Below are 15,198 nucleotides of genomic sequence, written 5' to 3' on the forward strand. Positions count from 1 at the left end.
TCTCCTTAAGGCAGGTCGACGGGCGAGGGTTTCGCCGTGCAACGCTGCATACCACTTTGAGCGAAGTGCATTCGCAGTGGTTCCATTCTAGGCCGGTTATGCCCGTCGTGGTTTACAGTCCGGTGAGCATGGCGTCTGCCGGGGCGTTGGCGCGCAACTGGCCGGTCAACAGGAAGTAGCCGAAACCGACGGCCATGAAACCGAGGAAGATCAGTCCGATCAACGCATTGAACCAGGCCATCGCCACCAGACACACCACGGCCAGCACCAGTGCAATCAATGGAATCAGCGGATAGCACGGCGCACGGAAGGTGCGCTCCAGATTCGGTTCGGATTTACGCAGTTTGAACAGGCTGAGCATGCTCATGATGTACATCACGATCGCGCCGAACACCGCCATGGTGATCATCGCGGCAGTGAGGGTCATGCCGCCCAGATTGATCAGGCCGTCGCTGTAGATCGCCGCGATGCCGATCACGCCGCCGGCGATGATGGCGCGGTGCGGGGTCTGGAAGCGCGACAGTTTCGCCAGCGAGGCGGGCAGATAACCGGCGCGGGCGAGGGCGAAGAACTGCCGTGAGTAGCCAAGAATGATGCCGTGGAAACTCGCCACCAGCCCGAACAGACCGATCCACACCAGCATGTGCAGCCAGCCGGAGTTGTCGCCGACCACCGCTTTCATTGCCTGAGGCAGCGGGTCGTTGATGTTCGACAGGGTGCGCCAGTCACCGACGCCACCGGCGAAGAACATCACGCCCATGGCCAGCAACACCAAGGTCAGAATGCCGCTGATGTAGGCCTTGGGAATCGTGCGTTTCGGGTCCTTGGCTTCTTCGGCCGCCATGGCTGCGCCTTCGATGGCGAGGAAAAACCAGATCGCAAACGGAATTGCCGCGAACATCCCGGCAATCGCCGGAGCACCGAAGATGTCCGAGCCGGCCCAGCCATTGAGCGCAAAGTTGCTGAAACTGAACGCCGGGGCGACCACGCCCATGAACACCAATAGCTCGGCGACGGCCAGGACGCAGACGATCAACTCGAAGGTCGCGGCCAGTTTCACCCCGAGAATATTCAGACCCATGAAGACGATGTACGCGCCGACCGCCGCGTGTTTCGGATCGAGCGCCGGAAACTGCACGTTCAGGTACGCGCCAATCGCCAAGGCAATCGCCGGCGGGGCGAAGACGAATTCGATCAGCGTCGCCAGTCCGGCGATCAATCCGCCTTTTTCACCGAAGGCGCGGCGACTGTAGGCAAACGGCCCGCCCGCGTGGGGGATCGCCGTGGTCAGTTCGGTGAAGCTGAAGATGAAACAGGTGTACATGGTCGCGACCATGAACGAAGTCACCAGGAAACCCAGGGTTCCCGCTACGCCCCAGCCATAACTCCAGCCGAAATACTCCCCGGAAATCACCAGCCCCACCGCAATGCCCCACAGGTGCAAGGTGCCCAGCGTGGGTTTGAGTTGTGTGTTCATGTGTTTTGCTCCCTGAACGGTTTGGAAAGCTCGGGGAAGGGCGTGTGCAGTGGCCGTGCCATTTTGTATTGGCGGGTCGTAATAGGCTGAAAGCTGTCGTATCGGGGATGTTCGCGGCGCAATGCCCACAAAATTGTGCGCCAGTTGGGTGCGATGTTGTTTGTGCTGCCGTCTTCGCGGGCAAGCCCGCTCCCACATTCTGAAATGCGCTCGTCCAAACAACGCATACCCCTGTGAGAGCGGGCTTGGTCCGGGCGGCGATCCGACGAAGAGTCCCGCCCGCACGACGCAAAACTTTGCTGTAACGCCCGCGTAAACCCACTCTTTACGCTTTCTTTATGCCCCGCCCACACCCTCGCTCTCGTTCCTTTACAGCCTCCTTTCCGACAATGCCTCCACACGCGGCAATACGCCGTAACACGGAGATCTTCCATGAGCGTTCTGGACGGGGTGTCACTGCTGCTGGCAGTGGGGCTGTTCATTTATCTGTTGGTTGCGCTGTTGCGCGCGGATCGGACTTAGGAGCGGCTATGCACAGTTATGACTATTGGCTGATCCTCGCATTCTTCGCGGTGGTCTTGCTGCCGGCGCCGTTCCTCGGGCGCTTCTACTACAAGGTGATGGAGGGCCAGCGTACCTGGCTGACGCCGATTCTCGGCCCAGTCGAACGTGGCTGTTACCGCATCGCCGGGGTCAATCCGCAGGACGAACAGAGCTGGCAGAAGTACACGCTGGCGCTGCTGGCGTTCAACCTTGCCGGTTTCCTGCTGCTGTTCGCGATCCTGCTGTTTCAGGATCACCTGCCGCTGAACCCGCAAAACCTGCCGGGCCAGGAGTGGACACTCGCGTTCAACACCGCCGTCAGTTTCATGACCAACACCAACTGGCAGGCCTACAGCGGCGAAGCGTCGCTCAGCTACCTGAGCCAGATGGTCGGCCTCACCGTGCAGAACTTCGTCAGCGCCGCCACCGGCCTCGCTGTACTGGTTGCGCTGTGCCGTGGCATCGGGCGCAAGTCCACCAAAACCCTCGGCAACTTCTGGGTAGACATGACCCGCGCCACCCTCTACGGCTTGCTGCCGCTGTGCCTGCTGCTGGCGCTGTACCTGGTGTGGCAGGGCGTGCCGCAAACCTTCGCCCAATATGTGAATGCAGTGACGATGCAGGGCGTTGATCAGGTGATCCCGCTCGGCCCGGCCGCCAGCCAGATTGCGATCAAGCAACTGGGCACCAACGGCGGTGGTTTCTTCGGCGTCAACTCGGCGCATCCGTTCGAGAACCCGACCGCCTGGAGCAACCTGTTCGAAGTTGCGTCGATCATCCTGATCCCGGTGGCGCTGGTGTTCACCTTCGGCCACTACGTGAAGGATCTGCGTCAGAGCCGCGCCATCATCGGCTGCATGCTCGCGCTGTTCATCATCGGCGGCGCCACTTCGCTGTGGGCCGAATATCAGCCGAACCCGGCGCTGAACAACGTCGCCGTCGAACAAACCGCCCCGCTGGAAGGCAAGGAAGCGCGCTTCGGCACCACTGCCACTGTTCTTTGGTCGGTGACCACCACCGCAGCGTCGAACGGTTCGGTCAACGGCATGCATGACAGCCTCAACCCGCTCAGCGGCATGGTCGCGCTGGTGAACATGATGGTCGGCGAAGTGATCTTCGGCGGCGTCGGCGCGGGGCTCTACGGCATGTTGCTGAACGTGCTGATCGCGGTGTTCCTCGCCGGCCTGATGATCGGCCGCACCCCGGAATACCTCGGCAAGAAACTCCAGGCCCGTGAAGTGCAACTGCTGGTCGTCACCCTGCTGGTCATGCCGGTCGGCGTGCTGGTGCTGGGCGCGATTGCCGCGAGCCTGCCGGGCCCGGTGGCGGCGGTGAGCAACCCCGGCCCGCACGGTTTCAGCCAGTTGCTCTACGCCTACACCTCGGCCAGTGCCAACAACGGTTCGGCATTCGGCGGCTTCGGCGCCAACACCGCGTTCCACAACCTGATGCTCGGCCTGGGCATGTTGATCGGCCGCTTCGGTTACATCCTCCCGGTACTGGCCCTGGCCGGCAGCCTGGCGATGAAGAAAACCGCACCGATCGGCCAGAACAGCTTCCCGACCCACGGCCCGCTGTTCGTGACCCTGTTGACCGTGACCATTTTGCTGGTGGGCGGCCTGACCTTTTTGCCGACCCTCGCACTGGGCCCAATCGCCGAACATCTGAGCATGGGCTTCTAAGGAGTCAATGATGAATATGCCCGCAATCAAACCCGCCGCCGTCAAGGCGCCGGAACAAGCGAAAACCGCGATCAGCGCCCTTTGGCGTCCGGCGCTGGTGCAAGCGTTCGTCAAGCTCGACCCGCGCCAGTTGCAGCGCTCGCCGGTGATGCTGGTGGTCGAACTGACGGCGATCCTGACCACCGTGCTGTGCTTCATTCCCGACAGCAGCGTGCCGACTTTCGTCGCCGCACAAATTGCGCTGTGGCTGTGGTTCACCGTGCTGTTCGCCAACTTCGCCGAAGCGCTCGCCGAAGGTCGCGGCAAGGCCCGCGCCGACAGCCTCAAGGCTGGCAGCGAAGGCCTCAGCGCCCGACGCAAACTGGCCAACGGCAGCTTCCAAGTCGTGCCGGCCACCAGCCTGCGCAAAGGTGATGTGGTGCGCGTCGAAGCCGGGGAAATGATCCCGGGTGACGGCGAGGTCATCGAAGGTATTGCGGCGGTCAACGAAGCCGCGATCACCGGTGAATCGGCGCCGGTGATTCGTGAGTCCGGCGGCGACCGTTCCGCCGTCACCGGCAACACCCGGCTGGTGTCCGACTGGCTGCTGGTGAAGATCACTGCCAACCCCGGTGAATCGACCCTCGACCGCATGATCGCGCTGGTCGAAGGTGCCAAACGCCAGAAGACCCCGAACGAAGTGGCGCTGGACATCCTGCTGATCGGCCTGACCCTGATCTTCCTGCTGGTGGTCGTGACCCTCCAGCCATTTGCCCACTTCGCCAATGGCAGCCTGCCGCTGGTGTTCCTGGTGGCGTTATTGGTCACGCTGATTCCGACCACCATTGGCGGGCTGCTGTCGGCCATCGGTATCGCCGGGATGGATCGTCTGGTGCGCCTGAACGTGATTGCCAAATCCGGTCGTGCGGTGGAAGCGGCGGGTGACGTGCATGTGTTGCTGCTGGACAAGACCGGCACCATCACTTTCGGCAACCGTCGTTGCAGCGCGGTGTATGCGGCGCCGGGTGTGAATGCCCGTGAGCTGGCCGAAGGCGCGCTATTCGCCTCGCTGGCCGACGAAACTGCCGAAGGCAAGTCCATCGTCGAGTACCTGCGCGGCTCCAATCCGCAGCCGGAACCGGCGCCGGAAACCCTGACTGCCGTGCCGTTCAGTGCGGAAACCCGTTTGTCCGGTGTCGACTACCAGGGCCGTGTGTTCCGCAAGGGCGCGGTGGATTCGCTGCTGGCCTTCCTCGGTCAACAACGCAAGGATCTGGCCCCGGCGCTGTCCCGGGAAATCGACAAAATCGCCCAGAGCGGCGGCACCCCGTTGCTGGTCTGCGCCGACGGCAAGCTGCTTGGTGCGATCCACCTGAAAGACGTGGTCAAGCCGGGTATCCGCGAGCGTTTCGCCGAGCTGCGCAAGCTGGGAATTCGCACGGTGATGGTCACCGGCGACAACCCGCTGACTGCTGCCGCGATTGCTGCTGAAGCAGGCGTCGACGACGTGCTGGCCGAAGCGACACCTGAGAAGAAACTGGCGCGCATCCGTCACGAGCAGAACGACGGTCGGCTGGTCGCGATGTGCGGCGATGGCGCCAACGACGCACCGGCGCTGGCCCAGGCTGACGTCGGCATGGCGATGAACGACGGCACGCAAGCGGCGCGCGAAGCGGCCAACATGGTCGACCTCGACAGCGACCCGACCAAGCTGCTGGACGTGGTGCAGATCGGCAAGGAATTGCTGGTGACCCGTGGTGCGCTGACGACCTTTTCCATCGCCAACGACGTGGCCAAGTACTTCGCGATCCTGCCGGCGCTGTTTGCCGCGATCTACCCGCAACTCGGCGTGCTGAACATCATGCATTTGACCAGCCCGCAGAGCGCGATTCTGTCGGCCATCGTCTTTAACGCCTTGATTATCGTCGTGCTGATTCCGCTGGCCCTGCGCGGTGTGCGGGTGCAGGCGGCGAGTGCGGCGGCGCTGCTGCGGCGCAATTTGCTGATCTATGGTCTGGGCGGGATTCTGGTGCCGTTCGTGGGGATCAAGGCGATCGACATGCTGTTGACGGCGTTGCATCTGGTTTGAACCTGAACAGCGGTGTGCCGGGCACACCGCTTCAAGCACGAATTCGAGGATTTTGAAATGTCCACAATGTTACGTCCGGCCCTGAGCCTGCTGGTGCTGATGACCCTGGTCACCGGCGTTGCCTATCCACTGGTGGTGACCGGCGTTGCCCAGGTTGCCTTCCCCGAGCAGGCCAACGGCAGTCTGGTGCGCGACGCCGAAGGCAAGGTGCGTGGCTCGTCGCTGATCGCTCAGGATTTTGTCGGCGATGCCTGGTTCCATCCGCGTCCATCGGCCGGTGCCTTTGCCACCGTGTCGAGCAGCGCGAGCAACCTGTCGCCAAGCAATCCGGCGTTGGCCACTCGAGTGATCGATGACGCCAACAAGCTGCAGGTGCCCGGTCAGGGCCCGGTGCCGTTGGCGCTGCTGACTACCTCCGGCAGCGGTCTCGATCCGCACTTGCCACCGCAGGCGATTGCCTATCAACTGACGCGTGTTGCGGCCGCGCGTAATGTGCCGGTAGCGACTTTGCAGCAACTGCTCGACGCGCACATCGAACAGCCGTTGGTGGGCCCGCCGGTGGTGAATGTGCTGGCGCTGAACATGGCGCTCGAAAAGCTGTAAATCGCGATGACATCAGGAAGAGAGAGCTTCAAGCATGAGTGATTCCGGCCGCGCCGACGCGCTGTTAGCAGACTTGCCCCGCGACGGACGCGGCCGGCTCAAGGTTTTCCTCGGCGCTGCGCCGGGTGTAGGCAAGACTTACGCAATGCTGCAGGCGGCCCATACCCAGTTGCGCCAAGGTGTGAAAGTCATTGCCGGCGTGGTCGAAACCCACGGCCGCGCCGAAACCGAAGCGCTGCTTGGCGGCTTGCCGCAATTGCCGCTGGTGCGCTCGGAATACCGCGGTGTGACGCTCGAAGAAATGGACCTCGATGGCCTGCTCGCCGCCAAGCCGAAGCTTGTGCTGGTGGATGAACTCGCCCACAGCAACGCTCCCGGCAGTCGTCACGCCAAACGCTGGCAGGACATTCAGGAACTGCTCGCCGCCGGCATCGACGTGTACACCACGGTCAACGTCCAGCACCTGGAAAGCCTCAACGATCAGGTGCGTGGCATCACCGGTGTGCAGGTACGCGAAACCCTGCCGGACTGGGTGCTGCAAGAGGCCTACGAACTGCTGCTGATCGACCTGCCGCCCCGCGAACTGCTCGAGCGCTTACGCGAAGGCAAGGTCTACGTGCCGGAGCAGGCACGCGCCGCGATCGATGCATTTTTTACCCAGACCAACCTCACCGCGCTGCGCGAACTGGCGATGCAGACCGCTGCCGCGCAGGTCGATAACGATCTCGCTCAGGGATATCGCCAGCTCGGCCAGGCCGCGCCGGCGGTGCGCGGGCGCTTGCTGGTCGGCGTCGATGGCGATGCCCAGGCCGAACGGCTGGTGCGTCATGCCAGTCGGGTTGCCCAGCGTCGGCATTTGCCGTGGAGTCTGGTGCACGTCGACAACGGCAGTGTGCGTGACGAGCAATCGCGCCTGCGCCTGCAAAGCGCCCAGCAACTGGCGGAACGCCTCGGCGGCGAAGTGGTGCTGCTGCGGGCCGGCGAGGTGGCGAAAACCCTGATCCAGCATGCGGCGGAACGGCGGGCGAGTCTGGTGCTGGTTGGTCAGTCGCGGCCGCGCCTGCGCAGGCGTCTGTTCGGTGGTGGGCTGGCGGCGCGTTTGCTGCGTCAGGCCCATGGTCTGGAAATCAATGTGCTGGACAGTGATCAGGAACAGCATCAACCGCGCCCGCGTGTCGCGCCGACGCTGGTGTGGTTCGACTACGCGCTGGCGCTGGTCGCGACGCTGTTGGCCAGTGCGCTGGCGTGGGCGGTCTCCAGCGTGCTGCCGTTGCCGAATATCTCGCTGGTGTTTCTTGCGGCGGTGCTTCTGGTGGCGGTGCGCAGCAGTCTCGGCCCGGCGCTGGCCTGTGCGGCGCTGTCGTTTCTGACGTATGACTTTCTGTTCATTCCGCCGAATTTCTCCTTCAGCATCCAGCGCGAAGAAGACGTGCTGACCTTGCTGTTCTTCCTGCTGATGGCGGCGCTCACCGGCAACCTGGCAGCCCGTCAGCGGCGGCAATTGCAGGCGCTGCGCGATACCCAGGAAGAGACCACTGAACTGCTCGACCTGTCGCGCAAACTCACCGCCGCCACCGACCGTCAGGCCGTGGTCAGCGCCGCAGCCCAACACCTCAATGGCTGGAGCGATCTGCAGCTGTGCCTGCTCAATCGCGACGGGCAGGGCGTATGGAAAGTCGAAACCGGCGGGCCATTGCAGTTCACTGAATCCGAACGCGCCGCCGCCGATTGGGCCTGGCAACACGATCAACCGGCGGGCATGGGCACCGGCACGCTGCCGTTCGGGCGCTGGTGGTGGTGGCCGCTGTCAGTGGAGGACGGACCGCTGGCGCTGCTCGGTGTATGCGCCAAGGAAGGCCAAACCCTGAGCGGTCAGCGTCGTCGTTTGTTGACCGCATTGAGTCAGCCGCTGGCGCAGGCACTGGCCCGGGCGCAACTGGCCGATGACCTGGAAGCCGCGCGCCTGCACGGCGAAACCGAACAACTGCGCAGTGCCTTGCTGGCCTCGGTGTCCCACGATCTGCGCACGCCGCTGACCTCGATGCGCGGCAGCATCGACAGCCTGCTGGCGCTCGGCGAAGCGATCCCGCTGGAGGATCGCCGTGAGCTGCTGGAAGGCACCCGCGATGAAGCCGAGCGCCTCGACCGCTACATCCAGAACCTGCTGGACATGACCCGTCTCGGCCACGGCGCCCTGAAGCTGGCGCGGGACTGGGTGTCGCCGGCGGACATCGTCGGCAGTGCGCTCAATCGTCTGCGGGCGGTGCTGTCGTCGTTGCAAGTGAGCACCGATGTACCGGCCGAGTTGCCGCTGTTGTACGTGCATGCCGCGTTGATCGAGCAGGCACTGGTGAACGTGCTGGAAAACGCCGCCCGATTCTCGCCGTCCCACGGTCGTTTGCAACTGCGCGCCGGGGTGGATGACAGCGAAGTGTTTTTCTCGGTCAGCGATGAAGGGCCGGGGATTCCGGTCGATGAGCGGGCGAAGATTTTCGACATGTTTTACACCGCTGCCCGAGGTGATCGTGGTGGTCAGGGCACCGGCCTTGGGTTGGCGATCTGTCAGGGCATGGTCGGCGCCCATGGCGGGCGGATCAGTGTCGGCGACGGCATCGACGGGCGCGGCACCTGCATCACTTTGCACCTGCCGTTGCAGACGCAACCGGGGATGGACGGTGAAGCCTGATCCGCGCTGCGCTACTCTCTTGCCACTCTTTTGTGTTGATGTGAATTCATGAGCCAGACCGCGACCATTTTGGTCATCGATGACGAACCGCAGATCCGCAAGTTCCTGCGTATCAGCCTCGCTTCCCAGGGCTACAAAGTGCTGGAGGCCGGCACCGGCGCCGAGGGCCTGGCCCAGGCGGCGCTGAACAAACCGGATCTGCTGGTGCTCGACCTCGGCCTGCCGGACATGGACGGCCAGCAAGTGCTGCGCGAGTTTCGCGAATGGGCCACGGCGCCGGTGTTGGTGCTGTCGGTGCGCGCCAGCGAAGGACAGAAGGTCCAGGCGCTGGATGGCGGGGCCAATGACTACGTGACCAAGCCGTTCGGCATTCAAGAGTTTCTCGCCCGGGTGCGCGCGTTGTTGCGTCAGGCACCGGCCGGGGAAGCGCAGCAGGCCGCGTTGAATTTCGGCCCGCTGACCGTGGACCTGGCGTATCGCCGGGTGCTGCTGGACGGCGTTGAAGTTGCCCTGACCCGCAAGGAATACGCAGTGCTGGCGCAACTGGCGCGGCATCCGGGGCGGGTAATCACCCAGCAGCAATTGCTCAAGGACATCTGGGGCCCGACTCACACCGAGGACAGCCACTACCTGCGGATCGTGGTCGGGCATTTGCGGCAGAAGCTGGCAGACGATCCGACCCGGCCACGCTTTATCGTGACCGAGGCGGGTGTCGGTTATCGGTTGTTGAGCGAGAGCAGTCTTTAGTTCTGCTCGCTCTCGTAGCGATCCAGCGTATCCCGGGCAATCTCCCGGCCCAGCGCGATCAACTCGGGCGCCTTGTAGAACTCGAAGAACCGGCATACCCGCTTCGGCACGTTGATCAGGATGTCCGGCGGATACCCGGCGATCTTGTACTGCGCCAGCGAGGTCTGCATCACCTCGAAACTCTGGTTGATCAGATCGAGCAAAGAAGCCGGCCCGACGTTATCGACGATGAACGATCCGGTGGCGGATTTCGGTGCGCCGTCGCGTTCAGGCGCGGCGGCCGGTTGCTGGGCTTCCGGCTCGGCGCTTTCGATCCACGGATTGATGTCCGCGGCTTCGGCACGCAATGCTTCCTGTTCCAGCAACAGCAATTGCTCGGCCTGTTTGCGGCGAAACGGCATCTTCGAGCCCAGTGAACTGATCAGACTGTCGAAGCGCGTGCGGAACGCGGCGGGCCGCTGGATCACCGGCAATTTGTAATGGCGCTGGTTGGTCGAGTTGAGGTTGACCGCGATGATCAGGTCGCAGTGGCTCGACACCACCGGCACGATCGGCAACGGGTTGAGAATGCCGCCGTCCACCAGCATCCGGTTGCCCTGCATCACCGGAGTGAACAGGCTGGGAATCGCCGCCGAGGCGCGCATGGCCTGATGCAGACAGCCTTCCTGAAACCAGATTTCCTGTTGGTTGGTGAGGTCGGCGGCCACCGCCGTGTAGGGGATGCGCAGGTCTTCGATGTTTATCTCGCCGACGATCTTGCGGATCTGGCCGAAGACTTTTTCGCCGCGGATCGCACCGAGGCGGAAGCTGACGTCCACCAGGCGCAGCACGTCGAGGTAATCCAGGCTTTCGATCCAGTTGCGGTACTCGTCGAGCTTGCCGGCGGCGTAGATTCCGCCGACCACGGCCCCCATGGAACAGCCGGCAATACAACTGATGTCATAGCCCCGTCGTTCGATCTCTTCAATGACCCCGATATGGGCATAGCCCCGGGCGCCACCGGAGCCCAGCACCAGTGCGACACGCTTTTTCATCAAACTTCCTCCCGACAAGGTTGCACAATGCACCCATCGAGGGCCGGGCTTCAATCGCCGGGGTCGCTCGGGGCGGCGATGGCGTCGTTTTTTCGATACTTCATGACCCGTCGGCGTTATCTTGGCCGTGCAGCGCAATGGCGGGACACAAGGCACTTTTTCGCTGGCGCACCGTCTTACCTGCACGACTGTTGACCTATCTTTGAGGTGTGAGTGATGAAAGCCTGGATCTGTGTGCCGTTGATGGCTTTGGCATTGGCCGGTTGCGCCGGCAAGACCGCTTACCGCGACAGCTGCGGCAGCCAACTGGACGCGGCGTGGCATGAACTGGATCTGGCCAAGGCCGAAGGTTTCGCCGGTACGGTCAGTTACTCCAAGGCGTTGTCTTTGCTGACAGCCGCCAAAACCCAGCAGCAATTCGAGGGCTTCGAAGGCTGCACCAAGAAAGCCGAAAAAGCGCGTTTCTACATTCGCGAGTCCCGCGCCGGGCGCTAAGCTGCTGACGTAGCGCAAGGGCAGGTCGCTTGCGCCGGCGCACACTCGTGCAAAGTCATTGAATTCAGGAGCAAGCGATGTCTGCGTTGGTTGATCGGCTGGTGGCCCATGTCCTGAGCCTGGAAGTGCGGCTGCTGGCCTGTCAGGCGCGTCTGACCGCGCGGACCGACCCTGAAGCGCTGCACGACCTGCGCACCACCGTACGGCGCTTGCGCAGTCTGTTGCGACCGTTGCGCGGCTTGCCCGGTGTCGAACAGCTGGAAAGCGCGGCGGCCTGCGTCGGGCAACTGACCACGCCGTGGCGCGACCGCGAGGTGCTGGCGGCCTGGCTGATCAAACATGATCAGCCGGAAGCTGCACAGCGCCGGATGGCGCAAATGACCGAGGCGTACCCGACGCTGGCGGCCAGCGCCGAAGTGGCGTCGCTGCTGATGATCCTCGATGCCTTTCCGCGTTTCCTGCGCGCGTCCCAGCGCCAGGGATTGCTCAAGCGCCTGGACAAGCGCATTGAAAAACGTCTGGGCAAACAATGGAAGAACCTCGACGTGGCGCTGCACGATCCGGCCCACGACCGTCATCGCCTGCGTCTGCTGATCAAGCGCGTGCGTTACGGCATCGAGGCCTACCCGGAACTGGATCGTCTGCCGGAAGCCGCATTGTCCCGTTTGAAATCCGCACAAGGTGCCCTCGGTGACTGGCACGATTGCTGGCAATGGCTGGCCCGCGCCGAGCTGGAGCCGGATCTGCAACCCTGCGTCGCCACCTGGCAGGCGACCATGGCCAAGGCCGAAATCAAGGCCGACCGGGTGCTGGAAAAACTCAGCGCGGCCTGCTTCAGGTCCTGAAACCCGCTGGCGCGCAGCACCGCTGTCTTATCTGTCAGTCTCTTTGACCGGAATGGATGCTGCGCCGCTCTGCCGTGCTGGTTAAGATCCGGTCATTCCCTTTTTCGTGTCCGAGGTTTCCATGCGCTTTTGCGATCTGATCGATGCTGTCCGTCGTCAACCGGAGGTCACGATTCCGGCGGAGTGGGGGCAGGGCCGGGCCAGTTTCGGCGGCTTGGTGGCCGCGCTGCAGTTTGAAGTGATGCGTACCAGGGTGCCTGCCGATCGGCCGGTGCGTTCGCTGGCGATCACCTTTGTCGGCCCGGTTGAGCCCGAAGTGCCGGTGAGCTTTGAAGTCGAGGTGCTGCGCGAAGGCAAGGCAGTCAGCCAGGTGCTGGGGCGCGCCGTGCAGAACGGTCAGGTAGTGACGATGGTGCAAGGCAGCTTCGGGGCCTCGCGTCCGTCGGAAGTGGCGGTTGAAGCGTATCCGGCACCCGAGATGAAACACTGGGACGACTGCCAGGAACTGCCTTACATCAAAGGCGTAACCCCGGAGTTCATGCGTCATCTGGCGATGCGCTGGAGTGTCGGCGGCATGCCGTTCACCGGCAATCAATCGCGGCTGATGGGCGGCTGGGTGCGTTTGCGTGGGGATGTGAAGGAAGAGCCGGTCAACGAGGCGCATCTGCTGGCGCTGGTCGATGCCTGGCCACCCGCGCTGTTGCCGTACCTGAAGAAACCGGCACCGGGCAGCACCCTGACCTGGACCATCGAATTCGTTCAGCCGTTACGGGATTTGAGCACGCTGGACTGGTGCCAGTATCTGGCGGACATCGAGTATGCGGCTGACGGTTACGGTCACGTCGCCGCCAAGCTGTGGAGCGCGAAGGGTGAACTGATTGCCATGAGTCGGCAGACGGTGACGATCTTCGCCTGACTCAATGCCGGCGATGGCGTTCACGCCAGGCGCGAAACCAGCCGCCACTGAGGAAGAACCGCGGAAACGTCAGAAACTGCTCGACCAGCAGCCGCGAGACGGCGTCCTTGCGATCACTGAACGGCTCGGAGGCTTGCGCCTCCAGGCTGTGACCATGGCGCTGCAGACCCAGCGCCGCGATCACGCCGATCACGCCGATCGCCACGCTGGCCAGACTCAGGCTGAACACACCCGAGACGATCAACAGAAACGCGACGATGAACAGCGGCACGGCAATCAGGTGCAGCACCAGATTGGTCGGGTGCTGATGGTTGTTCGGGTACGCGCGCCATTGCCACGCGGGAAGGTTGGGGTGACGTTTGCCCATGTTGCTGCTCCTCGATCCATGTTCAGTACATGGTTGAAGAATAGGCCCGGGCAGCGAGGGCGGCGAATCAAGGTTGGCTATTGAAGTGATAGGGACAATGGTCTTATTTGATGCTGTTTCTGCTGACGCCATCGCGGGCAAGCCCGCTCCCACACGGGATTGTGAACGCCNTGTGGGAGCGGGCTTGCCCGCGATGAGGCCCTTAAAGTTTCAACTGCCCAATCGCCTTGTTCAGTTCCCCGGCCAGCGTCGCTAACTCGTTACTGGTGGTCGCCGAATCCACGGTCTGTTGCACGGTGTTTTCGGTCACGTCGCGAATGCTCACCACCGCGCGGTTCATCTCCTCGGCAACCTGACTTTGCTGTTCCGCCGCCACCGCAATCTGCGTGTTGCTCTCACGCATCTGCGCCACCGCACCGGTGATTTCCGCCAGTGCTTCTCCCGCCTCTTGCGCCTGCTGCACGCAGTCGTCGGCCTTGTACGAACTCTCCTGCATGAAGTCCACCGCATCGCGGGTGCCCGCCTGCAACGCCGAGACCATGGTGGTGATTTCATCGGTGGAGGTCTGCACACGTTTGGCGAGGTTGCGCACCTCGTCGGCGACCACCGCGAACCCGCGACCCATTTCCCCGGCACGGGCCGCTTCGATCGCGGCATTGAGCGCCAGCAGATTGGTCTGCTCGGCGATGCTGTGGATCACGCTGACCACGCCGTTGATCTTCTGGCTGTCCTCGGCCAGGCGCTGGATCATCTCGGCAGTCTGCTGCACGCCGCTGGACAGACCGGCAATCGAATGCTGGACGCGGGTCACCACTTGCTGGCCGCTGCCGGCCAGGCCATCGGCGGTCTGCGAAAGGTCGCGTGTGGCGCCGGCGTGCTGGGCGATGTGGTAGACGGTGGCGGTCATTTCGTTGATCGCCGTGGCGGCCTGATCGGTTTCGCTCTGCTGGCCGAGCATGCCGTGACGGACTTCGTTCATGCTCGACGCCAGTCGCGCGGCGCCGACGTCCAGTTGCCGCGCAGTGTTGGCCACGGTGGTCACCACGCGCTGATAACCGGCCTGCATCGCATTGAACGCGTTGGCCATCTGCCCGACTTCGTCCTTGCAGGCCAGTGGCACCCGGGCGGCGAGGTCGCCGGTTTTCTCCACGTGCAGCATCACGTCCTTGAGGGTATTAAGCTGACTGAGCAGAAAGCGGATCAGCAATTGCGAGGCACCGAGCATCGCCAGCATCAGGATGAATACTGCCACCGCATAGTTGGCGAAGCGCTCGCTGAACACCTGGCTGAGGCTGGGGGCGTAGGCGATCACGGCGACTTGCTGGCCATCGGCGCGGCTGAAGACCTCGGCTCCGAGCAGCGGGTTTTCACCAAACAATGGCAAGTGACTGATCTCGATCCAGCCGCTGCTGTCGGTGATTTCCAGCAGCGGTTGATCGTTGAGGCGCGGCGCTTCACCGCGTTTGAAGGTCAGTACCTGATCGGATTTGGGCAGCGCCTGCCCGACCGGCCAAGCCTTGAGCAATTGCGCCTGGGCCTGGGCCGAGGTTTGCGCGGCATGGCTGCGGGCCTGTTGTTCGAGCTGCACGGCGTACAGCACCAGCAACAGGGTGGTGACAAAGGCGACCGCGTTGACCGCCCAGAATTTGTATTTCAGCGAGATATTGCTAAGCCAGGCACCCATGGAGGTCTTCTCTGATAGCGGAAACAGTTTTGGCAAGGTGCCATTATTGTG

General features: G+C 63.1%; 13 protein-coding genes. 9 read left to right on the top strand and 4 right to left on the bottom strand.

From position 1 onward, the window contains the following. Positions 1–112 precede the first annotated feature (112 nt). Positions 113–1,477, bottom strand: coding sequence for an ethanolamine permease (eat, locus tag ACTJK9_RS08075; protein ID WP_064598376.1), 1,365 nt, complete (start codon positions 1,475–1,477; stop codon positions 113–115). A 432-nt stretch (positions 1,478–1,909) separates the two neighbouring features. Between eat and kdpF the strand changes: the two genes are divergently transcribed. From kdpF to ACTJK9_RS08105, 6 genes are read left to right on the top strand one after another with little or no spacing between them, the layout of a single operon-like run. Continuing rightward, complete coding sequence (gene kdpF, locus ACTJK9_RS08080) at positions 1,910–1,999, top strand: K(+)-transporting ATPase subunit F (RefSeq protein ID WP_007950940.1); 90 nt, start codon at positions 1,910–1,912, stop codon at positions 1,997–1,999. Between the two features lie 8 nt (positions 2,000–2,007). Further along, on the top strand, positions 2,008–3,702 hold the full coding sequence (gene kdpA / locus ACTJK9_RS08085) for a potassium-transporting ATPase subunit KdpA (RefSeq protein WP_039770510.1): 1,695 nt from the start codon (positions 2,008–2,010) through the stop codon (positions 3,700–3,702). A 10-nt stretch (positions 3,703–3,712) separates the two neighbouring features. Further along, entirely contained in the window at positions 3,713–5,770 is a 2,058-nt protein-coding gene (gene kdpB / locus ACTJK9_RS08090; RefSeq protein WP_221397868.1) for a potassium-transporting ATPase subunit KdpB, read from the top strand. Positions 5,771–5,827: 57 nt separating this feature from the next. Further along, positions 5,828–6,373 (top strand): potassium-transporting ATPase subunit KdpC, encoded by a 546-nt coding sequence (gene kdpC / locus ACTJK9_RS08095; RefSeq protein WP_440813236.1) that lies wholly within the window; start codon positions 5,828–5,830, stop codon positions 6,371–6,373. A gap of 34 nt (positions 6,374–6,407) precedes the next feature. Then, on the top strand, positions 6,408–9,059 hold the full coding sequence (locus ACTJK9_RS08100; protein WP_440813238.1) for a DUF4118 domain-containing protein: 2,652 nt from the start codon (positions 6,408–6,410) through the stop codon (positions 9,057–9,059). 48 nt (positions 9,060–9,107) lie between these two features. Further along, positions 9,108–9,806 (top strand): response regulator, encoded by a 699-nt coding sequence (locus tag ACTJK9_RS08105; RefSeq protein ID WP_039770498.1) that lies wholly within the window; start codon positions 9,108–9,110, stop codon positions 9,804–9,806. On the opposite strand, the gene ACTJK9_RS08110 is transcribed toward ACTJK9_RS08105, so the two are convergent. Next, positions 9,803–10,840 (bottom strand): patatin-like phospholipase family protein, encoded by a 1,038-nt coding sequence (locus ACTJK9_RS08110; protein ID WP_085612195.1) that lies wholly within the window; start codon positions 10,838–10,840, stop codon positions 9,803–9,805. The genes ACTJK9_RS08105 and ACTJK9_RS08110 overlap by 4 nt on opposite strands. Before the next feature lie 216 nt (positions 10,841–11,056). Between ACTJK9_RS08110 and ACTJK9_RS08115 the strand changes: the two genes are divergently transcribed. From ACTJK9_RS08115 to ACTJK9_RS08125, 3 genes are all read left to right on the top strand, one after another. Continuing rightward, complete coding sequence (locus ACTJK9_RS08115; RefSeq protein ID WP_007950948.1) at positions 11,057–11,335, top strand: hypothetical protein; 279 nt, start codon at positions 11,057–11,059, stop codon at positions 11,333–11,335. A 77-nt stretch (positions 11,336–11,412) separates the two neighbouring features. Then, the gene (locus ACTJK9_RS08120; RefSeq protein WP_085612196.1) at positions 11,413–12,180 is read left to right on the top strand and encodes a CHAD domain-containing protein; all 768 of its coding nucleotides are present in this window, start codon (positions 11,413–11,415) and stop codon (positions 12,178–12,180) included. 121 nt (positions 12,181–12,301) lie between these two features. After that, positions 12,302–13,096 carry an acyl-CoA thioesterase gene (locus ACTJK9_RS08125; RefSeq protein WP_440813241.1) on the top strand — a complete coding sequence of 265 codons (795 nt, stop codon included), beginning with the start codon at positions 12,302–12,304 and terminating at the stop codon, positions 13,094–13,096. 1 nt (position 13,097) lies between these two features. Here the strand turns inward: ACTJK9_RS08125 and ACTJK9_RS08130 are convergent, their stop codons facing one another. Both ACTJK9_RS08130 and ACTJK9_RS08135 read right to left on the bottom strand, forming a co-directional pair. Beyond that, positions 13,098–13,463, bottom strand: a complete 366-nt coding sequence (locus ACTJK9_RS08130) for an Mpo1-like protein (protein ID WP_085612198.1) — start codon at positions 13,461–13,463, stop codon at positions 13,098–13,100. Between the two features lie 202 nt (positions 13,464–13,665). Further along, positions 13,666–15,147, bottom strand: coding sequence for a methyl-accepting chemotaxis protein (locus ACTJK9_RS08135; RefSeq protein WP_197869115.1), 1,482 nt, complete (start codon positions 15,145–15,147; stop codon positions 13,666–13,668). Positions 15,148–15,198 lie beyond the last annotated feature (51 nt).

It is taken from the genome of Pseudomonas sp. 22082, assembly GCF_052046055.1.
Taxonomy (GTDB): Bacteria; Pseudomonadota; Gammaproteobacteria; order Pseudomonadales; family Pseudomonadaceae; genus Aquipseudomonas; species Aquipseudomonas pharyngis.